24 protein-coding genes are annotated in these 23,096 nt (G+C 35.8%); 12 read left to right on the top strand and 12 right to left on the bottom strand.

Translation table 11 applies throughout. The features are described from left to right. Positions 1-84 precede the first annotated feature (84 nt). From K8P03_RS03700 to dnaA, 10 genes are all read right to left on the bottom strand, one after another. Entirely contained in the window at positions 85-264 is a 180-nt protein-coding gene (locus K8P03_RS03700) for a hypothetical protein (protein ID WP_223418375.1), read from the bottom strand. Further along, entirely contained in the window at positions 264-1,037 is a 774-nt protein-coding gene (locus tag K8P03_RS03695) for a SigB/SigF/SigG family RNA polymerase sigma factor (protein WP_209772820.1), read from the bottom strand. The genes K8P03_RS03700 and K8P03_RS03695 overlap by 1 nt, the downstream gene beginning before the upstream one ends. Beyond that, complete coding sequence (locus K8P03_RS03690) at positions 1,030-1,371, bottom strand: ATP-binding protein (RefSeq protein ID WP_223418374.1); 342 nt, start codon at positions 1,369-1,371, stop codon at positions 1,030-1,032. The genes K8P03_RS03695 and K8P03_RS03690 overlap by 8 nt, the downstream gene beginning before the upstream one ends. 2 nt (positions 1,372-1,373) lie before the next feature. Then, the gene (locus K8P03_RS03685; protein WP_223418372.1) at positions 1,374-1,679 is read right to left on the bottom strand and encodes an STAS domain-containing protein; all 306 of its coding nucleotides are present in this window, start codon (positions 1,677-1,679) and stop codon (positions 1,374-1,376) included. After that, positions 1,672-4,119 (bottom strand): DNA gyrase subunit A, encoded by a 2,448-nt coding sequence (gene gyrA / locus K8P03_RS03680; RefSeq protein ID WP_223418369.1) that lies wholly within the window; start codon positions 4,117-4,119, stop codon positions 1,672-1,674. Before gyrA ends, K8P03_RS03685 begins: the two co-directional genes overlap by 8 nt. 9 nt (positions 4,120-4,128) lie before the next feature. Then, positions 4,129-6,030, bottom strand: a complete 1,902-nt coding sequence (gene gyrB / locus K8P03_RS03675; RefSeq protein WP_263285019.1) for a DNA topoisomerase (ATP-hydrolyzing) subunit B — start codon at positions 6,028-6,030, stop codon at positions 4,129-4,131. Next, positions 6,011-7,111 (bottom strand): DNA replication/repair protein RecF, encoded by a 1,101-nt coding sequence (gene recF / locus K8P03_RS03670; protein ID WP_223418367.1) that lies wholly within the window; start codon positions 7,109-7,111, stop codon positions 6,011-6,013. The genes gyrB and recF overlap by 20 nt, the downstream gene beginning before the upstream one ends. Then, a complete protein-coding gene (locus K8P03_RS03665) occupies positions 7,111-7,317 on the bottom strand; it encodes an RNA-binding S4 domain-containing protein (RefSeq protein WP_223418366.1) in 207 nt (68 codons plus the stop codon). Before K8P03_RS03665 ends, recF begins: the two co-directional genes overlap by 1 nt. 4 nt (positions 7,318-7,321) lie before the next feature. Then, on the bottom strand, positions 7,322-8,434 hold the full coding sequence (dnaN, locus tag K8P03_RS03660) for a DNA polymerase III subunit beta (protein WP_223418365.1): 1,113 nt from the start codon (positions 8,432-8,434) through the stop codon (positions 7,322-7,324). A gap of 223 nt (positions 8,435-8,657) precedes the next feature. Further along, the gene (gene dnaA / locus K8P03_RS03655; protein WP_223418364.1) at positions 8,658-10,037 is read right to left on the bottom strand and encodes a chromosomal replication initiator protein DnaA; all 1,380 of its coding nucleotides are present in this window, start codon (positions 10,035-10,037) and stop codon (positions 8,658-8,660) included. A 715-nt stretch (positions 10,038-10,752) separates the two neighbouring features. Here dnaA and rpmH point away from each other — a divergent pair. The 8 genes from rpmH (at position 10,753) to K8P03_RS03615 (ending at position 16,266) form a co-directional block, all read left to right on the top strand. Continuing rightward, entirely contained in the window at positions 10,753-10,887 is a 135-nt protein-coding gene (gene rpmH / locus K8P03_RS03650) for a 50S ribosomal protein L34 (protein ID WP_209772810.1), read from the top strand. Between the two features lie 18 nt (positions 10,888-10,905). After that, positions 10,906-11,256, top strand: coding sequence for a ribonuclease P protein component (gene rnpA, locus K8P03_RS03645; protein ID WP_223418363.1), 351 nt, complete (start codon positions 10,906-10,908; stop codon positions 11,254-11,256). Beyond that, positions 11,246-11,461: a membrane protein insertion efficiency factor YidD gene (gene yidD, locus K8P03_RS03640; protein ID WP_209772806.1), complete on the top strand. Its 216-nt coding sequence runs from the start codon at positions 11,246-11,248 to the stop codon at positions 11,459-11,461. The genes rnpA and yidD overlap by 11 nt, the downstream gene beginning before the upstream one ends. A gap of 42 nt (positions 11,462-11,503) precedes the next feature. Continuing rightward, the gene (locus K8P03_RS03635; RefSeq protein WP_223418361.1) at positions 11,504-12,211 is read left to right on the top strand and encodes a YidC/Oxa1 family membrane protein insertase; all 708 of its coding nucleotides are present in this window, start codon (positions 11,504-11,506) and stop codon (positions 12,209-12,211) included. Beyond that, entirely contained in the window at positions 12,211-13,149 is a 939-nt protein-coding gene (gene jag, locus K8P03_RS03630; RefSeq protein WP_223418358.1) for an RNA-binding cell elongation regulator Jag/EloR, read from the top strand. The genes K8P03_RS03635 and jag overlap by 1 nt, the downstream gene beginning before the upstream one ends. A gap of 117 nt (positions 13,150-13,266) precedes the next feature. Continuing rightward, positions 13,267-14,181, top strand: a complete 915-nt coding sequence (locus K8P03_RS03625; RefSeq protein WP_223418356.1) for a DNA adenine methylase — start codon at positions 13,267-13,269, stop codon at positions 14,179-14,181. After that, a complete protein-coding gene (locus K8P03_RS03620; protein WP_223418355.1) occupies positions 14,165-15,502 on the top strand; it encodes a type II restriction enzyme in 1,338 nt (445 codons plus the stop codon). The genes K8P03_RS03625 and K8P03_RS03620 overlap by 17 nt, the downstream gene beginning before the upstream one ends. A 17-nt stretch (positions 15,503-15,519) precedes the next feature. Continuing rightward, positions 15,520-16,266, top strand: a complete 747-nt coding sequence (locus K8P03_RS03615; RefSeq protein WP_223418354.1) for a TRM11 family SAM-dependent methyltransferase — start codon at positions 15,520-15,522, stop codon at positions 16,264-16,266. 70 nt (positions 16,267-16,336) lie between these two features. Here K8P03_RS03615 and K8P03_RS03610 read toward each other — a convergent pair whose 3' ends face one another. Continuing rightward, a complete protein-coding gene (locus tag K8P03_RS03610) occupies positions 16,337-16,990 on the bottom strand; it encodes an MgtC/SapB family protein (protein ID WP_223418353.1) in 654 nt (217 codons plus the stop codon). Positions 16,991-17,312: 322 nt separating this feature from the next. Between K8P03_RS03610 and K8P03_RS03605 the strand changes: the two genes are divergently transcribed. The 4 genes from K8P03_RS03605 (at position 17,313) to K8P03_RS03590 (ending at position 21,043) form a co-directional block, all read left to right on the top strand. Continuing rightward, positions 17,313-18,377 (top strand): C4-dicarboxylate TRAP transporter substrate-binding protein, encoded by a 1,065-nt coding sequence (locus tag K8P03_RS03605; RefSeq protein WP_223418351.1) that lies wholly within the window; start codon positions 17,313-17,315, stop codon positions 18,375-18,377. 120 nt (positions 18,378-18,497) lie between these two features. Beyond that, positions 18,498-18,974 (top strand): TRAP transporter small permease, encoded by a 477-nt coding sequence (locus K8P03_RS03600; protein ID WP_223418348.1) that lies wholly within the window; start codon positions 18,498-18,500, stop codon positions 18,972-18,974. Further along, positions 18,971-20,263, top strand: coding sequence for a TRAP transporter large permease (locus K8P03_RS03595; RefSeq protein WP_223418346.1), 1,293 nt, complete (start codon positions 18,971-18,973; stop codon positions 20,261-20,263). Before K8P03_RS03600 ends, K8P03_RS03595 begins: the two co-directional genes overlap by 4 nt. After that, positions 20,264-21,043: an HAD-IIA family hydrolase gene (locus K8P03_RS03590; protein ID WP_223418344.1), complete on the top strand. Its 780-nt coding sequence runs from the start codon at positions 20,264-20,266 to the stop codon at positions 21,041-21,043. A 151-nt stretch (positions 21,044-21,194) separates the two neighbouring features. Here K8P03_RS03590 and K8P03_RS03585 read toward each other — a convergent pair whose 3' ends face one another. Continuing rightward, positions 21,195-22,886: a Na/Pi cotransporter family protein gene (locus K8P03_RS03585; protein WP_223418343.1), complete on the bottom strand. Its 1,692-nt coding sequence runs from the start codon at positions 22,884-22,886 to the stop codon at positions 21,195-21,197. Positions 22,887-23,096 lie beyond the last annotated feature (210 nt).

Genomic DNA, 23,096 nt, shown 5'->3' with positions numbered 1-23,096 from the left:
AAACTCCTCTCTTTTCCATATTTTTACCCACTTTAGCAAATTTTCCATAAAAAAACTCCTCCCATTTCTGGAAAGAGCTTCTATTTAAATATATTTTCTTTTGCACTTATCTTCTATACCCGTACTTAGGATTAGAAATCCAAGTCCAAGACCCGTTAAGATTCCCCTTGCAAGGTCTAGCACATTAGATAACCTTCCTAAAACTATACCTAGGATTAAAAGGCTAAGGCCGATTAGAAGATGATTTTTCTTATCTTTTCCCATTATTCAGCCATCCTCTCAAATTCTATAGAAAACTTGTTTAAAATCTTTTTTTCAAGTCTTGATACTGTCATCTGGCTTATATCGAGGCTTTCTGCTATATCTACCTGAGTCCTGCCTTCGTAATACCTGAGTTCTAGAATTTCTTTTTCAAGGTCGGTAAGCCTTTCCTTTGATTTTTCAATCAAATCCTTAAGCTCGATCGAATCGAAATTTTTATCCTCTTCACCGATTATTTCTGAAAGGTCAATTGCATTTTCCCCTTTTTGGACTGTGTATTTCATATCCAGTGATTGAGGAGTATAGACCTTGCTTGCTTCCATGGTTTCAAGGATTGTTTCCTCATCTTCTCCTAGGTAGTCTGCAATATCAGCTATGGTTGGAACCCTTTGGAGTTCTTGGGGAAGGACTTTCTTGGCCACATTTATCTTTTTATAAAGATTTTGGATACGCCTTGGCACCCTTATGACCCAGCCCTTGTCCCTAAAATACCTCTTAAGTTCACCCATAATGGTTGGGGTTGCAAAGGATGAAAAGGCATAGCCCTTAGATGGGTCAAAGCGGTCTACAGCATTGATTAAGCCTAGGCTTGCCACCTGGTATAGATCGTCTTTTTCGATTCCCTTGCCCACGTATTTGTTAGATAAAATATCAACTATATACATGTGCTCTTCGATTAGTTCATCCCTCAATTTCTTATCACGGGTCTTGTGAAATTCCTCAAACTTTTTATTTATTTCGTCCTTATACTCTTGGCTGGCATTTGGCTTAGGCATGAGTCTTCCTCATTGTTATTCTCAAAAGCTCGCCTTCGGTCTCAATTTCATCCGCAAGAGCAGCGAGGATTGCATCTCTCATAGCAAGGGCTCTGGCATCGTCATTTTTATCTTTGCCAGCTACTTCTAGAGATAAGAAGTCTCTTCCCACAAGAAAGTTTAAATCTAAATCATCTTGGCCCATCTTGTAGTTAATAGCCTCGCTAACTAGGACCTTCAAATCCTCGATTTGTTCTATATTAAAACCCATTTCTGATCCAAGGCCTGCCACAAAGAGTCTCACCGACTTTTGATATTTTTTGTTGGCAGGTATTTTTATACTTATCTTATCCATGGCTACTCCATATTGAAGACATCTGTTAGGTCTGTAATTTTAAATAGTTTTAAGATATTTTCCTTTGGATTTATTATGGAAACGGTCTTGTCTTTTTCCTTGGCGATTTTATAAATTTTCATAAAAAGGCCAAGCCCTGTTGAATCAAGGTAGTCAAGGTCTTTGATATCTATGACCATATCCTTGTCGGCCCCTTCGATTTCTTTTTCGATGAAGCTTCTAAATTCGTCTTCTGAATAGATATCAAGATCACCCTTCACTTCTATTAGGAGAAATTTTTCCTTGTCGTAAATCTTACTTTCAAACATCTTTTTCCTCATCTTCCAACATATTATCATAGGTTGTAACTGAAACTATAGCATCATCTTCGCTTGCAAGGTTTTTAAGCTTGACGCCCATGGTGGACCTACCTGTGGTTGAAACATCCCTAGCTGCTAGCCTAATCATATCGCCTTTTTTGGATACCATCATTATATCTGTATCAAGGTCTACTGGAAGGGTGTCAACAACTTTTCCTGTTTTATCATTGACTTTGTGGCATCTTACGCCCTTACCGCCCCTGTTTTGGTTCTTGAAGTTGTTGAAAGATGTCTTCTTGCCAAAGCCATTTCTTGTCACAACTAAAAGATAGGTCTCTTCGCCCTTGATATTCATACTTACAACTTCATCGTCCTTATCAAGCTTGATTGCCCTAACACCAATAGCAGTCCTACCCATGGTCCTGACGTCTTTTGTGTTAAATTGAATGGTCATACCATTTTGGGTTGAAATAATTAATTCTTCGTCCTTTTCAATCTGCCTTACAGAAATTAGCTTATCTCCTTCTCTTAGAGAAATTGCTATAATGCCGTTTCTTCTGATGTTGGTGAAGTTTTCTGCATCGGTCTTTTTGATTTGGCCGTCTTTGGTTTGAAGGACTAGTTGGCTATTTTTACCAAGTTCAGAAAGGGTAATCATTTCTGTAATCTTTTCGCCTGACTCTAGGTTTAGGATATTTATTATTGCCTGGCCACGTGAAGTACGAGATCCTTCTGGAATCTTGTAGGCTTCAAGAGAATAGACCTTACCAAAGGATGTGAAGAATAATAAATCTTCATGGGTATTTGTTGTGGCTATCTTTTTGATAAAGTCGCCTTCCTTGGTATTGCCGGCCGCAATTCCCTTTCCACCCCTATTTTGAACCTTGTAGGTATCAATTGGAAGTCTCTTGATGTATCCATCCTTTGTTAGGGATATCAAAACATCTTCTTCTTCGATAAGTTCAGTTACATCAAATTCTCCCTCATCTGGAACAATCTTTGTACGTCTTTCGTCAGCGTAATTATCCTTGATTTCACTAATTTCATCGATTATTAAATTAATAAGATTTTCTTCAGAATTTAGGATTGAAAGAAGATACTCAATTGTTTCTGCAAGTTCCTTATTTTCTGCATTTAGCTTTTCAATTTCAAGACCTGATAGGCGTTTTAATTGCATATCCAAAATGGCTTGAGATTGGGCATCTGATAATTTATACTTTTCAAAGAAAATCTTTTTGATTTGATCATTGTCATAAGATGACCTGATGATTTTTATTATCTCATCTATGTGGTCAATGGCAATAATCAAACCTTCGACTATGTGTTTTCTCTCGCGAGCCTTTGAAAGGTCGAAGTTTGTCCTACGGGTTACCACTTCTTTTTGGTGGTCAACATAGTATTCGATTAGTTCTTTGAGGTTTAAAATCTTTGGCTCACCGTTAACTAGGGCTAGGTTTATGATGCCAAAGGTGTTTTCTAATTGGGTGTATTTGTAGAGGTTGTTTAGAACAATATTTGCGTTGGAATCTCTCTTGATTTCAACAACTATCCTCATACCCTTTCTGTCAGATTCATCTCTGATGTCAGAAATACCATCTACTCTTTTTTCCTTAACAAGGTCAGCAATTTTTTCTATAAGCCTTGCCTTATTAACTTGGTAAGGAATTTCTGAAATTATTATTCTTTCCCTATTTTTCTTAAAAGGCTCGATTCTTGCTACTGCTCTTTGCTTAATCTTGCCCCTGCCTGTCATGTAGGCATCTTTGATACCGGATTTGCCTAAAATTAGGGCTCCAGTTGGGAAATCTGGTCCTGGAATGATTTTGATTAGGTCATCAATATCAATTTCCGGATTTTTCATATAGGCAATACAAGCGTCGATTGCTTCGCCTAGGTTGTGTGGGGCCATGTTGGTTGCCATACCTACAGCTATACCATTTGACCCATTGACTAAAAGATTTGGAAACCTTGATGGAAGGACGGATGGCTCCATCTCTTCGCCATCGAAGTTTGGAACAAAATCAACTGTATCCTTATTTATATCTCTTAGCATTTCCTTGGCAATCTTGCTCATCCTTACTTCTGTGTAACGCATGGCAGCTGCCTGATCGCCGTCTATAGAACCAAAGTTACCTTGGCCTTGGGCTAGTGGGTACCTGGTTGAAAAGTCTTGGGCAAGCCTTACTAGGGCATCGTAGATTGCAGAGTCACCGTGAGGGTGAAATTTACCCATTACATCGCCGACTACCCTGGCTGATTTTCTGGTTGGTTTATTTGGATCAAGGCCCAGCTGTTGCATGCCGTAGAGGATTCTCCTGTGAACAGGCTTTAGTCCGTCACGGACATCTGGTAGAGCCCTTGATACTATTACAGACATCGAATATTCAAGATAAGATGTCTTCATCTTTTTTTCGAGGTCTATATTAATTATGTTTTGATTTTCTGTCATTTAAGCCTCCTATACGTCTATATCAGTAACGTACTTGGCATTTTCTTGGATAAAATTACGTCTAGGCTCAACTTTTTCTCCCATTAGTAGTGAGAAAGTATCATCTGTGGTTGTTGATTCCAAGTCTTCTTCTACTCTTAAAAGCACTCGCCTATCTGGATCCATGGTTGTTTCCCAAAGCTGTTCGGCATTCATCTCACCAAGACCCTTATACCTATTGATTTTAAAGGAAGCATCGCCTAGTTCTTTGATGTACTTATCCTTTTCATCGTCGGAATATACATATCTTTCCTTCTTGCCCTGACTAATCCTGTATAAAGGTGGAAGGGCAACATAAACATGACCTTCGTCGATTAGATCTTTCATGTACCTATAGAAGAAGGTGAGGAGCAAGGTCCTAATGTGGGCCCCGTCCACGTCCGCATCTGTCATGATAATAATCTTTCCGTAGCGGAGTTTTGATATGTCAAATTCCTTGCCAATGCCTGTACCAAAGGCTGTTATCATATTTTTAATTTCTTCTGAATTTAAAACCTTGTCTAGGTGGGCTTTTTCTACGTTCATGATCTTGCCCCTTAGTGGGAGAATGGCTTGGATTCTGTTATCCCTGCCACCTTTGGCAGATCCGCCCGCAGAATTACCCTCGACTATGAAAATTTCATTTTCACCGATATCTGTTGATTGGCAGTCGGCAAGCTTGCCTGGAAGGGTTGCAGAATCAAGGATTGACCTTTTACGTGTCAAATCTCTGGCCTTTCTTGCAGCTTCTCTAGCACGCCTACTTGCAAGGGCCTTGTCAATTATAGACTTGGCTGGTTTTGGGTTTTCCTCAAGGAAGGCTGTGAGGTGCTCTGATACATAAGAATCTACAACTCCCCTTACCTCTGAGTTTCCAAGTTTGGACTTGGTTTGGCCCTCAAATTGTGGATCAGAAATCTTAACAGAAATAATGGCTGTAATACCTTCTCTGATGTCCTCACCTTGGAGGTTTTCCTCATTATCTTTTATGAAATTATATTTTCTGGCATAGTCATTTACAGTTCTTGTTAGTGATGTCCTAAGGCCTGAAAGATGGGTACCGCCTTCTGGAGTTTGGATATTGTTGGCATAAGATAAAATATTTTCGCTATAACCGTCTGTATATTGGAAGGCAAATTCAACTTCAACGCCTTCTTGGACCCCATCAAAATGAGGGATCATTTCCATTATTGGATCCTTGTTGCGGTTTAAAAAGGCAACAAATTTTGAAATTCCACCTTCAAATTTGAAAGATGTCTTGAAATCTTCTCTCAAATCTTCAAAGCGAATCTCCACTCCCTTATTAAGGAAGGCCATTTCTCTAAACCTATTTTCTAAGATAGATCTTTCAAAAATTACGGTATCAAAAATTTCCGCATCTGGTTTAAAGGTGATTTTTGTACCTGTTTCATTTGTATCACCTATTACTTCTATATCTTTTGTGACCTCGCCTCTGGCAAATTCCATCCTGTAGATGTGGCCATCTCTTTTTACTTCCGCTATTAGGTATTCTGAAAGGGCGTTTACTACTGATACACCAACGCCGTGAAGACCTCCGGAAACCTTGTAGGCAGAGTCGTCGAACTTACCACCTGCGTGGAGGACTGTAAGAACTGTCTCGAGTGTTGATTTATGGGTTGTTGGGTGTTCTTTAACCGGAATACCTGAACCATCATCTTCTACTGTTACCACATTATCCTTATCAATCACTACCTTTATGTAGTCACAACGACCAGCTAAGGCCTCGTCTACTGAGTTGTCCACAACCTCATAAACAAGATGGTGGAGTCCTCTTGAACTTGTTGAGCCGATGTACATACCAGGTCTTAGTCTAACGGGTTCTAGTCCCTCTAAGACCCTGATATTACCGGCATCATAATTGTTTTCTGTCATATTTATCCTTTCTAATCCTGCCATCCTTAATATAGGAAATCTTATCAGCCGAAACATTTTCCAAGCTTTTGGTATTGGTAGCTGTGATTATAGTTTGGTAATCGGCTAGGTTTTCCAAAAGAAACTTGCTCCTAGTCTCATCTAGTTCCGAAAACACGTCATCAAGCAAAATCACAGCCCTATCCCCACTTATCTCCCTCAAAAGCTTGACTTCAGCTAGCTTTATATTGATAATAGCCGATCTCTGTTGGCCTTGGGAGGCAAAGAGCCTCGTATTTTTTCCGTTGATTTTGATTATTATATCATCCCTGTGGATGCCAGCTTGGGTACTTTGGTATCTTAGGTCCTCATCTCTTTTCGCCCTGAATTTTTTATAAAATTCTTCCATAGAATCCGCACTTATATCTGGAAGATAGTCTATTTCTAGCTTTTCTCCTCCATTTGTGAGGGCTGTTTGAAAATCCTGGGCATATTTTTCTACATACTTTACAAACTTTAGCCTTGACCTATAAATCCTATAACCTTCTTTGACTAAGGACCTATCAAAGGCATCGAGTTGCTCATTAAAATATGAGGACGATTTATTCTTTAGTAGTTTATTTCTAGCGAACAAAATCTTGTCGTAGTCTTTTTTGACCTTTGCATAGGAAAAATCAATGGAAGTTATTATCTCATCCAACAAATCTCGCCTGAGATTTGGTCCTTCCTTGATAATACTTAGGTCTTCTGGTGTGAATAAGACTAGTTTAAAAAGCGATTTTAAATCTTTGTTCCTCTTATATTCTACTTCATTTACAAAAATATTCTTATCGGCTCCTTCGACCCTGATTAGGACTTTTTTGAAAGATCTGCCCTTTCTGATGATGCCTGATAATTCCATCTTTTCCTGGCCAAAATTTATGATGTCCTTATCCCTTAATTTCTTGAAGGATGTGGCATTGGCTAGGTAATAGCAAGACTCGAGCAAATTTGTCTTTCCCTGGGCATTATCACCGATAAAGATATTGGTTGATTCATTAAAAACAACCGACTCGTAAAAATAATTCCTAAAATTGTATAATTTTATATCCTGAATCCACATTATTTGATTATTATCTTCACACCGTCAAAGACGACCTGGTCTCCTGGGTGGATTTTCTTACCTGCTATATAACAAGGCTCGTCGTTTATAAGGACGCCTTCTTCCCTTATTATATGCTTGGCAAAGCCTCCCGAAGGTAGCAAATTAGTTGCCTTTAGGAGGTCCTTAAGCCTTATTTCACTTGTTTCAAATTCTAATATTTCCATATTCTTACCTAGCGAGCCTTACTGGGAGAACCAAATAAGTGTAGTCCTCGCCTTCGTGTTTGGAATCTGTTGGGTAAATCAAACATGGATTTAGGCTTGATTTAAAATTCAATTTGATTTTCTCACTATCACAAGCCCTTACCCCATCTTGCATGTATTTTGCATTGAAAGCTATATCTAGGCCTTCGCCTTCTTGATCGATTTCTATAACTTCCTTAACATCTCCGATTTCAGAATTTGACCTTAAAGTCATGGCCCTATCTTCAATATTAACACGGATCAGATTTGCCCTACCAGGATCAGATAAGACTTGGGCCCTATCAAGGGCAGCATTTAGGGCAGATTTTTCTACTATAACTGATGTTTCTGAGATATCGTTGATGATATTTCTGTAGTCGATAAAGTTTTTGTCTATTACCTTGCATAGCATAGTAGTATCTTCAGATACAAACATTAGGTCATTTTCATTCCTATATAAAGAAGTCTTGGACTCATCAGAAACTATCCTTGACCATTCCAAAAGTGATCTTTTTGGTATGATGTATTCAGTATTTTCAAAATCCCCAGGATAGTCTAGCTTGATTTTCTTTAGGGCAACCCTGTAACCATCAAGGGCTACCATATTCAAAGCCCCTTCTCTTAGTTCAAAGAGGATGCCTGTTAGGGCAAGCTTGGTCTCATCTAGGGTTGTGGCAAATTCTGTCTGGCTTATTGATCTTTTTAGCTTGTCATTATCTATTGATAAAGCTACTGTGTCTGGAACCTTGATTTCTTCCTTATCAAAATATTCAAAAGCAACAAGGTTAAAGTTCGATCTCTTGCAAGAAATCTTAATTTTTCCCGAATCCAATTCTATTTTTACTAGCTCATCTGGAAGCTTTCTTATAATATTAGTTATTAAATCGGCCTTGACTGCCATAACCCCTTCTTCTAGGATTTTTGCATCGGCTAGGGTCTTGATAGAGATTTCTCCATCAAAGGAAGTCATTGAAAGTCTATTATTTTCTGTAGAAAAGTATATTAATTCATGGATTTGGATATTGGTAGATTTGGATACTGCCCTATTTACGATCGAGAGGGCTTTCATTAGTTCTTTTTGTTTAATTTCAAATTTCATAGCTGCTCCTTAACTATTATTTAAACTTAGTAGTATTAGTAGTAGGCCCTGTATAAATGTGGATATCTTTAAAAGTCTTCTATATTTCAAGCTTTATCCATGTTAATAAGCTATGGATAAGGTCTGGGATAAATCGCTAGTTTTCCACACTTTGCACAAGGCAATCTGGATTGGTCCGTCAAAAAAAGTTATTAACAGACTTATCCACAGGCTTATGCCCAAATCAGTCCCTAATTTCCTTTATTAGGGCTTCGATTTCGTTTTTTAAATCCTCATCTTCATCCATCAAATCTGTTATCTTATCGATGCCGTGGATGACTGTTGTATGGTCCCTGTCGAAGGCATTTGCTATTGTGACTAGGGAATCATCTAAGAGTTCCCTTGAGATATACATGGCAATCTGCCTTGGGTTTACAATTTCCTTCTTCCTAGACTTTCCTTTAAGGTCTGCTAGTTTTACATTATATTTACTTGAAACTGCCTGTTGTATGTCGGCTATAGTCAGCTTTTTCCTTTTGTTTTTGACTCTTGTACCTACACCTTTAATGGCATCTTCCATTGATACTTCAACCCTGCCGTCACTTTTGGCATAGGCAATTGCAGTAGAAAGCGCACCTTCTAGATCCCTAATATTGGTGTCAATTTCTAGGGCTATGTAGGATAAGATATTATTATCGATTATAGCGCCAAGATCCTCTAGCTTTTTTTGAAGGATGGCCACACGGGTTTCGTAGTCTGGCCTTGATATATCTGCTATAATACCGTAGTTAAACCTTGATACCAGCCTGTCTTCTAGGTGTTTTATCTCCCTTGGTGGCTTATCTGAAGTGATTACTATTTGCTTGCCCGCATTGTAAAGGTCGTTAAAGGTATGGAAAAATTCCTCTTGGGTTGCTTCCTTATTGGCTATAAACTGAATATCATCTATAAGAAGTATATCAGCTGAGCGGTATTTTTCCCTAAATTCTTGGTTTTTGTTAGTCCTTAGGGCTACAATCATTTCGTTGGTAAATTTTTCACTAGATAGGTACATAACATAGGCATCGTTCCTGGTTTCAAGGATTTGATGGGCAATGGCTTGGATTAAATGTGTCTTGCCAAGTCCGCTTGAGCCATAGATAAATAGCGGATTATAAACCTTTGATACATCGCCCCTAGAAATGGTATCTGCCACAGCCTGGCTAATGCCAAGGGCGTATTGGTTTGATTTGCCTTGGACAAAATTTTCAAAAACATTAGCCTCTTCTAGTTGTGGTCTTGGGAATGATTTGACCTCATCAATCCTCATCTGCCCGTCTTTGTCGTAGTACTTGCCCAGGGTTAGGATTTTTTGATAGTCTTCTCCATCCTTGGCAACTACTTCTACCTTAAGATTTCCTCCAATTTTTGGTCCTATCTTATCAAGTGCATCTTGGAGTTTGGCCTTCCAGATACCTTCAAAGATAAAAAGCGTATCTTTTTTTGGAATCTCAAGATAAAGGACACCATTATATAGGTTTAAGGGTTTTAAAATATTAATCCATGTATCAAATTGCTGGTCATCGCTTACATGCATTTTCATTTCATTTTTTAATTCACTCGTAATGAATTCTAGATTTTCCATCTAAGCATTCCTTTCTTAAGTCTTATCCACATAAAGATTTGCTTTGTAATTTTAAGCTTATCATTAAAAATTTTAACTTTATCCCCAAATTCGGGATAAGTTGTGGATAAGTCCCTTGTTGATAAAATTTATCTTGATTTTTTAGGATTTGATGGAGGATAAATAAAAAAGTTAAGTGTTTTTTTCTATTTTATCCACATTAAAAGTACAAATTCCTAGTAAATCCAGAGTTTTACCCCTACTTTTACACATCTAATCTTACCATAAATTAGCCATTATTTCAACTTATCCACAATTTATGGATAAAATTATGGATAAGTCAAAACCTAAGTGGTTAGAGGTCATAAAATGCATGTTGATATGTGGATAAGTCTGTGTATTTATTAATTTTTTGTATAGGATTAAATATATTTTGGCAGATTTTACAAATTCTTTTCTTAGTCTAAACATAAATTTAAAAAAATATTCACATGATTTTTTTTCTTCATAAGTTGTGGAAAAGAAAAAAATCCCCAAAGATATCAACAATAAATATTTATTCTAAAATTCTCAATAAAAAAGAATATTCATACCAAAAAATCCTGGATTTTTTTGCATAAGAAATAATAAATACATTCTATCTTTTAATCCCTAGAAAAAAGAGAAAATAATCTTGACAGATAAGCTTATTTTCAATATAATAGTAAGAGTCAAAATTTATTAGGAGGTGTAAAAAATGAAAAGAACCTATCAACCAAATAGAAGAAGAAGAAAAAAAGATCATGGTTTTAGAAAAAGAATGTCTTCTCCAGGCGGCAGAAGAGTGCTTAAAGCTAGAAGAAAGAAAAACAGAAAAAGACTTTCAGCTTAATTCCATAAGAAGTAATTAATGGAAAAAAGATTAAGCCTAAAGAAAGACAAAGACTTTCAAAAAGTCTACAAAAAAAACTTTGCATGCTATAATAGAGATTTCACTGTTCTTGTCAGAGAAAACGACCTAAACAATCCACGTTTTGGATTTTCTATAAGCAAAAAAATCGGCAAGGCCCACACCAGAAATCATTTAAAAAGACAACTTAGAGAGATAATAAGGATAAACTATAAAAACTTAAATGGAGTAGATATAGTGATAATCCCCAAAAAACATACCACAGAATTTGACTATCAAAGATTAAAATCATCTCTAGGTCACGCCCTAAATCAAGCATTTAGAAAAAAGAAGATATACTATGCTAAATAAAGTTTTTATAAAAATGATAAGATTTTATCAAAAATTCATTTCTCCACAAATAGGCTATGGAAAATGCAAATACTACCCAACGTGTTCCAACTATGCCCTAGAGGCATTTAGGAAATATGGGCCAGTCAAAGCTTTTTTTATGTCTTTGTGGAGAATTTTAAGATGCAATCCATTTTCAAAGGGCGGCTACGACCCGGTAAAATGAGATAATACCACAGTTAATACTACAGAATAAAACGGAGAATATATGTTTAATTTTATAGCGACAATACTCGGCAAGCTAATGAGGATAATCTACGATAACCTCGCAGCAGGCTCAGCCGAACCACAATCTATAAGCTACTATGCTATAGCAATTATAATAATGACCCTGCTTGTAAGTTTAATATCCATACCAGTAACAGTATCGACCCAAAAACAAGCAGAAAAAACCAGAGCCTTTAAACCTAAAATGGACGAAATCCAAAAGAAATACGGCTACGACCAACAAGTTCTACAAAAGAAAATGCAAGAACTATACAAAGAAGAAGGTGTAGCACCAGGACTTGGTGGATGTCTACCAATGATAATCCAGTTATTAGTCCTCTTCGGCCTCTTTAGAATGATGCAGAATACAGGCAAATACGTATTTCCAGAAGGACTAGAACACTTAAGAACAGACTTCTACTGGGTCCCAACCCTCCTAGAAGCAGATCCACTTTGGTACGGCCTACCCCTACTAACATCCCTATCCCAACTATTAACCACACTTTTCTCAATGAAAACAAACCCACAGCAACAACAAGCCATGGGTGGCATGAATACAATGATGCTAATATTACCCCTAGTATTTTTCTTCACCTTTAGACAATTACCAGCGGGACTTCCACTCTACTACACCCTATCATCAGTATTCAGACTAATAATAATGGTAGTGATGCATTTAGTAATGAAAGGTAAAAAGGTAGAAGAATAATGAAAAAATCTCTAACAAAATCAGCCAAAACAGTAGAAGAGGCAGTAAAACTTGCCCTAGATGAGATAGGCAAAAATAGAAGCGAAGTCACAATCGAAGTCCTAGAAGAAGGAAGCGGTGGATTTTTAGGCCTAATCGGCGGCAAAGATGCAGTAGTTAGAATATCCTACGACGAAGACATGGACAAGGTCCTAGAGGACCTCAAAAACGAAATCGAAGTAGACTCCCTAAAAGCAGTAGAAAAAGACTACGACATCAAAAAAAGATCTGAAGAAATCAAAAGAGAAGAAGGCATACCAACAGAAGAGCCAATCGAAGAAAAAGCTAAAGATATTGGAGAAGCCATCAAGGAAAAATTTGAAGAAGTAGAAGACTTCGTAGAAGAAAAAACTGAAGACCTATTCGAAAATGACCTTGATCAAGAAAATGAAGAGGAAGTAGAAAAAAGAGACTACGCCCTTTCTAAAAAACGTTCAAACATAGACAACTACTACAAGGCCAAAGAACTCTTAGAAGAAATCCTAACAGCCATGCACTTTGAAAATGTAAGTGTCATAGGGAACCTCGACGGATCAATCATAAAGCTAGACGCAAAAGTCGATGAAAGCGACACAGGCATCGCCATAGGCAAAAACGGAGCAAGCCTAGATGCAATCGAATTTATCATAAGAAAAGCCATCGACTCAAGATCCAACAACCTAAGAGTAAATGTAGACATCAACAACTACAAAAGACGTAGAGATGAAAAAATCGTAAGACTAGCAAGGGACACAGCCCAAAAAGTAGCCCAAAGCGGAAAATCATGGAACCTAAGATACATGAACTCCTACGAAAGACGCTTAGCCCACGAAGAAATCGCAAAACACAGAAACGTCACCAGCCACTCCGAAGGCCGTGAACCACAAAGATACGTAGTAGTAGACTACGTCGGGGAATAAAAACAACAAATGAGTATCCGAAAGGGTACTCTTTTTTTGTGGGAAAATTTATTAGAGGATCTTTATCAAGCAATAGAGTAAAGTAACTAATAGTTACCAGTAATAGGAAGGACAACTATGAGTGACAAAGAAAAAATTATTGAAGCTAAGCCTTTTATAAAATGGGCTGGTGGGAAAAGTCAATTATTACATGAAATAAGAAAGTATTATCCTTTTGATGAGAAAATTAATAGATATTGTGAACCCTTTGTTGGAGCTGGGGCTGTTCTATTTGATGTCCTAAACAGCTTTGACCTAAAAGAAGTTTACATAAGTGACATAAATAAAGAAGCTATAAATTCTTATAAGGTAATTAGAGATGATGTAGAAAATTTAATTGAGTTATTAGAAGAATTTCAAAATGAATATAAGGACCTAACTCATGAAGAAAGAAAAGTTATTTATTACAAAAACAGAGAAGAATTTAATAGATTAAAAGTTTTAAAAAATTTTGATAGTTTAAAAAGAGCGGCTTTATTTATATTCCTAAATAAAACAGGATTTAATGGCCTATATAGAGAAAATATGAGAGGACTATTTAATGTACCAATTGGATCCTATAAAAATCCTAAAATTTTAGATGAAGATAATCTTTTAAATGTAAATAAAAAACTTCAAAATGTTGAAATTATTCATGGTGATTATAAAAAATCTTCTGATTTTATAGACAATAATACTTTTGTTTATTTTGATCCGCCTTATAGACCTATTAAACCGACTTCTAATTTTACATCATACTCTAAAGATAGTTTTACTGATGAAGATCAAATTGAATTAGCAGAATTTTTCAAACAAATGGATAAAAAATCAGCTCATTTATTACTTAGTAACTCAGATCCTAAAAATTATGACCTAAATGATGATTTTTTTGATGATTTATACAAAGGATTTAATATAAAAAGAGTAAAAGCATCCAGAACTATAAATTCTAACAAAAATGAACGTGGACAGATATATGAGGTATTAATAAACAATTATGGTAAAAACAGATAAATCTAACGAAGCTTGGAAGGAACTTTTCAACAAACACGACATACTAAATAATGTTAAAAAAAATGGTTATTTTGAGATTAAGGCAAGTCAAATTAAAGAATTTAGAGAGCCCAGATTAATGGCTAAGTGGGATAGTTATGAATCTCTTCCTTCGATTTTCAAGAAAAATAAAATTAATATTCTTCCGATTTCAAGAGGTTCATATATATTGAGTGATTTCAAATTATATCAAGCTTTGGAAAATAGTTTCACTACTAATACAAAGATGTGTAAGGTTAAACTTCCAAAATTGGAAAGTGTTGATATAAGGAATATAACCTCTGAGTCAAATGCAATAAATGTCCTTTTGCTCTCAGATATACTTGATAATTTTTTAAACGAAGAAGGTAATGTTTCAACATTTAATGGAAGAATGGGTACAGGAGAATTTAAATTTAAGGTAGATCGAGTAAATAGAGATCCTTTTGAAGTAGAGGTTGACAAAGCGCAATGCGAAATAGATGGAGGCATGGAAAATAAAAACTCTGTAGTTATAATGGAGGCAAAAAATGTTGTCAATAATGATTTTCACATAAGACAACTATATTATCCTTATAGATTGTGGCGTAATAGAGTAAATAAACCAATAAGACTTGTATTTTCTGTATACTCTAATCAGATTTTTAGATTGCAAGAATATACTTTCACAGATACAAACAATTATTCTTCGATCAAACTAATTAAAGAAAATTACTACAGTTTGGAAGATACAGAAATAACAATGGAGGATTTATTTAAAGTATATCAGTCTACTAGAGTAGAAACTGACGATAATACTAATCATCAATCAAAAGATGATGCACCATTTATTCAAGCTGATTCATTTGAAAGAGTCATATCGTTATTAGAAGCTTTATATAAAGAAGATTTAACAACGGTACAAATCGCTGAAGTTATGGAATTTGACATTAGACAATCAGATTATTACTATAATGCAGGCAAATATTTAGGAATTTTTGAAAAATATACAGATTATGAAGATAGTGACGAAGACGGTAATACTTTAATAAAAGTTAGACTTACAAAATTAGGAAAAGACATCGCTAAGAAAACTTATAAGGATAGACAGCTTGCCTTAGTTCAATTAATGTTAAAACATAAAATATTTAGCGAATTATTTTTTGAATTATACTCTACTGGAAAACTACCATCAAAAGATAATATACAAGCAAAAATGAGAAAATATAATGTTTGCAAAGAAGGTGTAGTAGTCAGACGATCAAGTTCAGTTCAGGGGTGGTTAAATTGGATCATTAGTCTTTTAAATATAGAAGAAGTTTAACTTTTAAGAGGTGTGAAATGTCTATCGTAAAAAAATGGGAACCAGATGATTTTGAATTAGAAATGACAACACATTGGTCTTTTCCAAAAAGAGGAAACTGGGCAACTCACGATGCAAAATGGAGGGGGAATTGGTCGCCCTATATACCTAGAAATATTCTTTTAAGGTATTCAGAAGAAGAAGATTTAGTTCTCGATCAGTTTGCTGGTGGCGGAACAACTTTAGTTGAAGCTAAGCTTTTGAATAGAAATATTATTGGAATTGATGTTAATGATGTTGCCTTAAATAGATGTAAAGAAAAAATAGATTTCAATTTAACTGACAGACCTATGGGAAATGTTAAACTTGTAAAGGGTGATGCTAGAAATTTAGATTTTCTAAAAGATGAAGGTATTGATTTGGTTTGTACCCATCCGCCTTATGCAGATATTATAAAATATTCAGATAATCTTGAAGACGATTTGTCACTTTTAAAGATAGATGAATTTCTAAAAGAAATGAAAAAAGTGGCGGCTGAATCTTATAGAGTCCTAAAAAAAGATAAGTTTTGTGCCATATTAATGGGAGATACCAGAAAAAATAAACATATGGTTCATTTGGGTTTTGATGTTTTGAAAGTTTTTGAAGATGAAGGTTTTAAATTAAAAGAACTTATAATTAAAGAACAACACAATACAAGGGCAACAGGATTCTGGAAACAAAGAAGCATTGACTATAATTTTCTACTAATAGCCCATGAATATTTATTTATATTAATAAAATAAACAAAAAGCAGTAGGTGTGAACTACTGCTTTTTTATGTTTTATTCCCATGGGGATTACCCTTATTTTCTTTTAAAATATATCAAACTTCTCCACGTGGAGGTCGTTTTCTAGGAATTCTATAAATTCGTTTAGTTCTTCAGAGTCTTTTGGGTAGATGTTGAAGTTTAGGATGAATTTTTCGTCCTTAAATCTTAGGTTATAGCCTTTTTTGTGGAGTTGGTTTTCTTCTATATATGTGTCGATTCTGCCTATTATGTTTGAACTTCTTGATTCTATTATTGTTGTGTATTGCTCGTGTCTTTTGAATATTTCTCCGTTGAACATAAAGGTTTGAAATATTACTATGAAGGCTGCTGCTACTATGCCTACAAAATACATTCCAGATCCGAAGGCCATGCCTACTATTGATGTTGTCCACATGCCTGCTGCTGTTGTTAGACCTGTTACTCCGTAATTTTTTACAAATATGACTCCTGCTCCCAAAAAACCAACTCCTGATACTATTTGTGCTGCGACTCTTGCCGCATCGTAACTTTTTACATCGTAAAATCCATATTTCGATATTATCATTGCTATACAAGCTCCAAGACATACTATCGTGTGGGTTCTTACCCCTGCGGATTTGTTTTTGGTTTCCCTTTCTGATCCTATGATGAATCCTGCTATAACTGACAAGGCTATCCTAAGCAATAGATTTAGGTTGAAGCTATCAAAAAAATTCATGATTCCTCCTCAAATAAAAAAGAGCACGGAAAAACTAGGTTTAATTTTCCGTACTCTTGTCTCATAGTATATTTGTTTAGTCAATTATATTATATTTCATTTAAGTTGTCAAATATAATGATAATGTTTTCAAAAAAATTGACAAATGATTTCTACTATGTTAACATATTAATATACATACTTGGTAGATTATTTTACTGAGGTTTTATAGGTGTAGAGAGAAGGTGTTCAGAATAACTTTTGTTTTTTGTACGCCCATTTTTATATCTGAATAAAACGATTTCAAAATAACTACCAGTTAAATTTTTTTAAGGGAGGGTATATGTTTAAGAAACGTACCATAGGTTTCATTATGGCTATGGCTCTAGTGTTTAGTGCTTGCGGAGGAGCTAAGAAGGCTGATAATGATGCTGATAAGAAGAATGAAAAAGAAGTAGTTGAAACAGCAAAAGATTCTGGAGAAAAAACAGAAGGCAAAAGAGTTATTAAAGTTTCTACAAAGTTTGTTGATGATGAACAAACAGCAAAATCTCTTGTAAAAGTTTGCAAGAATATCAATGAAAGAAGCAATGGTAGCTTAGAGCTTCAATTATTTACCGGCGGTATCCTACCTATTGGTAAGGATGGTATGGAACAAGTTGTTTCTGGTTCTGACTGGATTTTAGTTGATGGTGTTAACTTCTTAGGAGATTATGTTCCTGATTATAACGCTATTACAGGACCATTCCTTTACAAAACTTTTGACGAATACTTCCATATAGTAAAATCTGATATCGGCCAAGAATTAAATAAAAAGGCTGAAGAACAAGGTATTAAAGTTTTGAGTTTGGATTGGGTATTTGGTTTCAGAAACATGGAAACTAAGAAACCTATTAAGACTCCTGAAGATATGAAAGGTTTAAATATCCGCGTACCTACCAGCCAGCTTTACACTTATACTCTAGAAGCTATGGGTGCTAACCCTGTTTCAATGCCATATCCAGATACTTATGCAGCTCTTCAACAAGGTGTTATCGATGGTGTTGAAGGTTCTATCTTAAGTTATTATGGTACAGGCCAATATGAAAATGTTAAGGAATATTCTTTGACAAAACACTTACTTGGTGTATCAGCTGTTTCTATTAGTACCAAGGTTTGGGATGAGCTTACAGAAGAACAAAGAACCATTATCCAAGAAGAATTCGATAAGGGTGCTGAAGAAAACCTTGCAGAAACAAACAAACTTGAAGAAGAATATACACAAAAACTTAAAGAGCTTGGTGTTAACTTCCACGAAGCTGACATTCCAAAATTCCAAGAAGCTACAAAATCTGTTTATACAAAATTTGATAAATGGACACCTGGAATTTATGAAAGAGTTCTAGAAGAATTAAAGAATGTAAAATAGAAAGTGTATAAATAATGAGGCTTGGTGGCGAATATGCATTTGTCTCAATACCATTAAGGCTAAAAGCGTTTATTGGGATATGTAGACCAAGCCTCATATTTTTGTACTAGAGGAGTTATTATGAAAAAATTTTTGGATAAATTTGAGTTATACTTGGGATCAGTTTTTCTTAGTGTTACCTTTATCTTTGTAGTTATAAATGTATTTACTAGGTATTTTCTTAAATTTACATACTATTGGGCAGAAGAGATAGCTGTTTCTTGCTTTGTCTGGGTTATATTTTTAGGTTTTGCTTATGCTTATAGGTCAGATGAGCTTATTGGTATTTCTGCTATTGTAAACTTATTTCATGGCAAGGTCAGATCTGTTATTAGAATTATCACAGACCTCTTAGTTTTTATAACATCAGCAGTTATGTTATATTTTTCTTATAACTACACAGCCAATATGACCAAGATAACATCAGCCCTTGAGGCACCTTACCAGTTGATTTATGCTAGTATTGTTATCTCTTTCCTCTTAGTTTGTATTTACTCAATTATGAGGATAGTTGTGTCGGTTAAAAAATTAAAAAATCACGAGGAGGATGAGCTATGATTAAGTTTTTACCAGTAATTATTTTATTTGTACTGTTTTTCCTTGAAGTACCTATAGCTTTTTCTCTTATGGGGGCAAGTCTTTTTTACTTCATTTTTATAAACAATACCATGCCTATGGAGATGGTTATTCAACAATTTGTAACTTCGATTGAGTCTTTCCCCTATCTAGCAGTTCCATTCTTTATAATGGTGGGTGCTGTTATGAATTACTCGGGGATTAGTGAGGCCTTGATGGATTTGGCTAATATTTTGGTTGGCCATACCAGAGGTGGTCTTGCTCAAGTAAACGTGCTTTTGTCAGCACTTATGGGTGGTATTTCTGGTTCTGCTAATGCGGATGCTGCTATGCAATCAAAGATGCTTGTACCAGAGATGACCAAGAAGGGATTCTCACTTGAGTTTTCTGGTGCTGTTACAGCTGCTTCTTCTGCAGTAAGCCCAGTTATCCCTCCAGGAACCAACCTCATCCTATTTTCAATCATAGCAGGCATACCTGTTGGATCAATGTTTTTAGCTGCTTACGGACCAGGTATCCTTATGACTATTGCCATGATGATTACTGTCCAGATAATAGCAATCAAGAGAAACTTTTCACCTAATTTGGAAAGAAGAGCTACAGCTATAGAAGTTTTAAAACAAATCCTTAAATCTTCTTGGGCCCTTGTTATACCTTTTGGTATTATCATGGGTATGAGAACAGGCGCTTTCACTCCTACTGAAGCAGGTGCAATAGCAGTTGTATTTTCACTCTTTGTAGGATTTTTAATCTACAAAAAACTAGAGGTAAAACACCTAGGCATTGTCCTTATGGATACTGTAAAATCAACAGGGTCAGTCCTATTAATCATAGCCAGTGCCAAGGTTTTTGGTTATTACCTAACACTTGAGATGATTCCTCAAGAAATAACTCAGGCCCTAGTTAATTTCACAGATTCACCACTAGTATTTTTACTTTTGGTTAATTTACTACTTCTAATAATTTGTATGTTTATAGAAGGTGGAGCAGCTCTTGTAATCCTTGCACCACTTTTAGTACCAGCAGCTACTCAATTTGGTATAAATACACTACACTTTGGTATGATTTTTATAGTTAATATCATGATTGGCGGTCTTACACCACCATTTGGTTCTATGATGTTTACTGTATGCTCAATCCTTGATCTTAAAATGGAGAAATTTATTAAGGAAGTTTGGCCATTTATTGTATGTCTTTTAATAGTACTCTTTATGGTAACTTTCTCAGAAAAAATCGCTCTATTTGTACCTCTAATGTTTGGAGGAGTATAGATGATAGATAAGTCCGTGTTTTTGCTAGATATGGATGGAACTATATATCTTGGAAACAAACTTATAGATGGAGCCAAAGAGTTTTTGGGAAAAATCAAGAATTCTGGGAAAAAATATATTTTCCTAACTAATAACGCTTCAAAAGATAAGGTTGAGTATGTTAAAAAATTAGAAAAACTTGGAATTGACGCTAGCGAAGATGAAGTGTTCTCTTCAGCAGATGCTACTATTTCATATTTCGAGAAAATCGGTAAAAAGAGATTGTTTTTAGTAGGAAATACATCTTTAAAAAATCAGTTGGAAGAAGCTGGTTTTGAAATAATTACAGAAAGAAATAAGGAAATCGATGCAGTTTTAGTAAGTTTTGATACAGAGCTTACTTACGAAAAACTCTGGATAGCTTGTGATTATCTCCAAGATGGTTATGATTATTTTGCAACCCATCCTGACTTTGTATGTCCTTTGGACGCTGGTAGAATAATGCCTGATGCGGGCTCTATTATTGAATTGCTCAATGCTTGTGTTAATAGAAGGCCAATAGTTATTGGAAAACCAGAGAGTAAAATGATTGAATCTTTAACAGAGAAATATAAGGTTGACAAGAATGATTTAATCATGGTTGGCGATAGGCTTTATACAGATATAGCCATGGGTCATAGGGCTGGAATTAAATCTATTTTGGTCCTATCAGGTGAAACAAGTTTAGAAGATTATAAAAAAAGCGATGTAGAAGCCGATTATATTTTTGAATCAGTTAAAGACATAATTCCCGAAATTTAATATTACCAGGCTTATCTATTTAAGCCTGGTTTTTAATTTTTTAAAAGATACAAAAAGAGACTGGGCAGAATACCCTCCCCCTTACAGAGATTCTTATAGGTTTCTCTGGTGATTGTGGAAGGATTTTTATTCTGGGCCAGTCTTTTTAATTTTAAAATAGACTCATATTTTCTTCGCCTTCGATATGGTAGCCGGTGTGGGTCTTTACTGGTTCTATTGTGACCCTGGCTATGTTGTAGGCGTGGTCACCGATTCTTTCCATGGTGGAGAGTATGTCGTTGTAGACGTAGGAGGCCATGGTTGTCATGTCTAGGCCTTTTTTAAGTCTACCGTAATGGCTCTTTCTTAGATTTAATTCCATTAGGTCTAGGGCTGCCTCATCTTCTGTTAGCTTGTTGAATTTGGCTAGGTCTATGTCTTCATAGATTTCCATAGCTGATACTATGTTGTTTATTACCAAATCGCAGATGTCGTTTAGGTCTTTTACGGCTTCTTCCCCGTAGCCTGTGCCTGATTCGTAGATTTCATGGTAGTAGTCTGCTAAGTTTTCTGCTAGGTCGGAGATTCTTTCGACGTTCATTTGTACTTGCAGATAGGTTTGCATGTCTCTTTCGATTTCAGGTGGGAGTTGGTTTTGGGCTAGGTTTAGCAAGTAGGCTTGGATTTTAGTGTCCATGTCGTTGACCATAGATTCAGCTTCCTTGCTTGTGTCGTAGTGTTTTTTGTCCTTTGTGTTTAGGTAGGACTTGGTTGCCTTGATGTTTTCGAGGGCTACTACTGATTCCTGGATTATGGCTGTCTTTGTTTGTGAAAGGGCAGCTGCTGGGAAGGCTGAGATTAATCTTTCGTCTAGTTCGATGTTTCCTAGGTCGGTTAGGATTGAGTCCTTGCCTGGGATTATCTTTCTTAGTATCCTTGCTACGACCTTTATTAATGGTAGGAAGATGATCATTCCTATGAAGTTAAAGGTGAAGTGTCCTATAGCTATGGTCATTAGGTCGCTAGCATTTGTGGCGGTCGCTATAGTTTTTACTAGTTGTTCGTATGGGCTTAATAATATTAAAAATATTACTGAGACCGATACGTTAAATAGTATGTGGAAGAGGGATGTCCTTTTTGCTGACAAGCTTCCTCCAAGACTTGCAAGGATGGCTGTGATACATGTTCCTATATTAGCACCAAACATTAGGGCTAGAGCCACTTCTAGGCTTATGGCGCCTGATGCGTAAAGTGATTGGGTAATACCGATAAAGGCAGATGATGATTGGATAAGGGCTGTAAGAGCAGCACCTATTAATACTCCAAGTATTGGTGTTCTGCCAACGCTTGTAACAATATTTTCAAATCCTGGGATATTTTTTAGTTCTTCAAGGGATCCGCCCATCATTTCAAGACCTATGAATAGAAGGCCAAAACCTATAAAAATTTCACCTATGTATTTGTTTTTCCTCTTGGATGCGAACATAAATATCAAAACACCAATTAGGGCTATAAAGTAGGAAAAATATCCTAGGTTAAAACCGATTAAGATTGATGTGACAGTTGTACCGATATTGGCTCCGAGGGTGACTCCTATGGCCTGTTCTAGGCTCATGATGCCAGCCCTTACAAAGGATATGGCTATAACTGTGGTTGCTGATGAGGACTGGATTAGTCCTGTGATTATTATACCTACAAGGACACCCTTAATTGGGTTTGAGGTGTATTTTTCAACCAGACCTCGCATCTTGGGTCCTGCAAAGTTAGTTAGGGCATCGCCCATTAGGCTGATACCGAATAAGAATATTGCAAGTCCTCCTGCGATGAGGTTCCATTGTAGGGAAGACAGTGATGATAAATTCATAATTCCTCCAAAAAATCTTCGTTACTTCTAATATATCATATTTAACCAAGAAAATAAACGAGTTTTGCGGATTTTTTTGGGAAAAATAGGGAAATTTTACATTTATTTTTATCAATCCAAGCAAAATGGCTATAAGTCAAGCTTTAATGTTGACAAAATGCCAATTTCCACTATAATCTTTATGTTACAAACCACTAGTGAAAGTAGTGG

The organism is Anaerococcus murdochii (assembly GCF_019957155.1).
Taxonomy (GTDB): Bacteria; Bacillota; Clostridia; order Tissierellales; family Peptoniphilaceae; genus Anaerococcus; species Anaerococcus murdochii.
This window is presented reverse-complemented; position numbering and strand designations above follow the sequence as displayed.

Excerpts from the sequence above, each read along its gene's own strand:
- K8P03_RS03700 (WP_223418375.1), bottom strand. The coding sequence starts at position 264 with ATGGGAAAAGATAAGAAAAATCATCTTCTAATCGGCCTTAGCCTTTTA.
- K8P03_RS03695 (WP_209772820.1), bottom strand. The coding sequence starts at position 1,037 with ATGCCTAAGCCAAATGCCAGCCAAGAGTATAAGGACGAAATAAATAAA.
- K8P03_RS03690 (WP_223418374.1), bottom strand. The coding sequence starts at position 1,371 with ATGGATAAGATAAGTATAAAAATACCTGCCAACAAAAAATATCAAAAG.
- K8P03_RS03685 (WP_223418372.1), bottom strand. The coding sequence starts at position 1,679 with ATGTTTGAAAGTAAGATTTACGACAAGGAAAAATTTCTCCTAATAGAA.
- gyrA (WP_223418369.1), bottom strand. The coding sequence starts at position 4,119 with ATGACAGAAAATCAAAACATAATTAATATAGACCTCGAAAAAAAGATG.
- gyrB (WP_263285019.1), bottom strand. The coding sequence starts at position 6,030 with ATGACAGAAAACAATTATGATGCCGGTAATATCAGGGTCTTAGAGGGA.
- recF (WP_223418367.1), bottom strand. The coding sequence starts at position 7,111 with ATGTGGATTCAGGATATAAAATTATACAATTTTAGGAATTATTTTTAC.
- K8P03_RS03665 (WP_223418366.1), bottom strand. The coding sequence starts at position 7,317 with ATGGAAATATTAGAATTTGAAACAAGTGAAATAAGGCTTAAGGACCTC.
- dnaN (WP_223418365.1), bottom strand. The coding sequence starts at position 8,434 with ATGAAATTTGAAATTAAACAAAAAGAACTAATGAAAGCCCTCTCGATC.
- dnaA (WP_223418364.1), bottom strand. The coding sequence starts at position 10,037 with ATGGAAAATCTAGAATTCATTACGAGTGAATTAAAAAATGAAATGAAA.
- rpmH (WP_209772810.1), top strand. The coding sequence starts at position 10,753 with ATGAAAAGAACCTATCAACCAAATAGAAGAAGAAGAAAAAAAGATCAT.
- rnpA (WP_223418363.1), top strand. The coding sequence starts at position 10,906 with ATGGAAAAAAGATTAAGCCTAAAGAAAGACAAAGACTTTCAAAAAGTC.
- yidD (WP_209772806.1), top strand. The coding sequence starts at position 11,246 with ATGCTAAATAAAGTTTTTATAAAAATGATAAGATTTTATCAAAAATTC.
- K8P03_RS03635 (WP_223418361.1), top strand. The coding sequence starts at position 11,504 with ATGTTTAATTTTATAGCGACAATACTCGGCAAGCTAATGAGGATAATC.
- jag (WP_223418358.1), top strand. The coding sequence starts at position 12,211 with ATGAAAAAATCTCTAACAAAATCAGCCAAAACAGTAGAAGAGGCAGTA.
- K8P03_RS03625 (WP_223418356.1), top strand. The coding sequence starts at position 13,267 with ATGAGTGACAAAGAAAAAATTATTGAAGCTAAGCCTTTTATAAAATGG.
- K8P03_RS03620 (WP_223418355.1), top strand. The coding sequence starts at position 14,165 with ATGGTAAAAACAGATAAATCTAACGAAGCTTGGAAGGAACTTTTCAAC.
- K8P03_RS03615 (WP_223418354.1), top strand. The coding sequence starts at position 15,520 with ATGTCTATCGTAAAAAAATGGGAACCAGATGATTTTGAATTAGAAATG.
- K8P03_RS03610 (WP_223418353.1), bottom strand. The coding sequence starts at position 16,990 with ATGAATTTTTTTGATAGCTTCAACCTAAATCTATTGCTTAGGATAGCC.
- K8P03_RS03605 (WP_223418351.1), top strand. The coding sequence starts at position 17,313 with ATGTTTAAGAAACGTACCATAGGTTTCATTATGGCTATGGCTCTAGTG.
- K8P03_RS03600 (WP_223418348.1), top strand. The coding sequence starts at position 18,498 with ATGAAAAAATTTTTGGATAAATTTGAGTTATACTTGGGATCAGTTTTT.
- K8P03_RS03595 (WP_223418346.1), top strand. The coding sequence starts at position 18,971 with ATGATTAAGTTTTTACCAGTAATTATTTTATTTGTACTGTTTTTCCTT.
- K8P03_RS03590 (WP_223418344.1), top strand. The coding sequence starts at position 20,264 with ATGATAGATAAGTCCGTGTTTTTGCTAGATATGGATGGAACTATATAT.
- K8P03_RS03585 (WP_223418343.1), bottom strand. The coding sequence starts at position 22,886 with ATGAATTTATCATCACTGTCTTCCCTACAATGGAACCTCATCGCAGGA.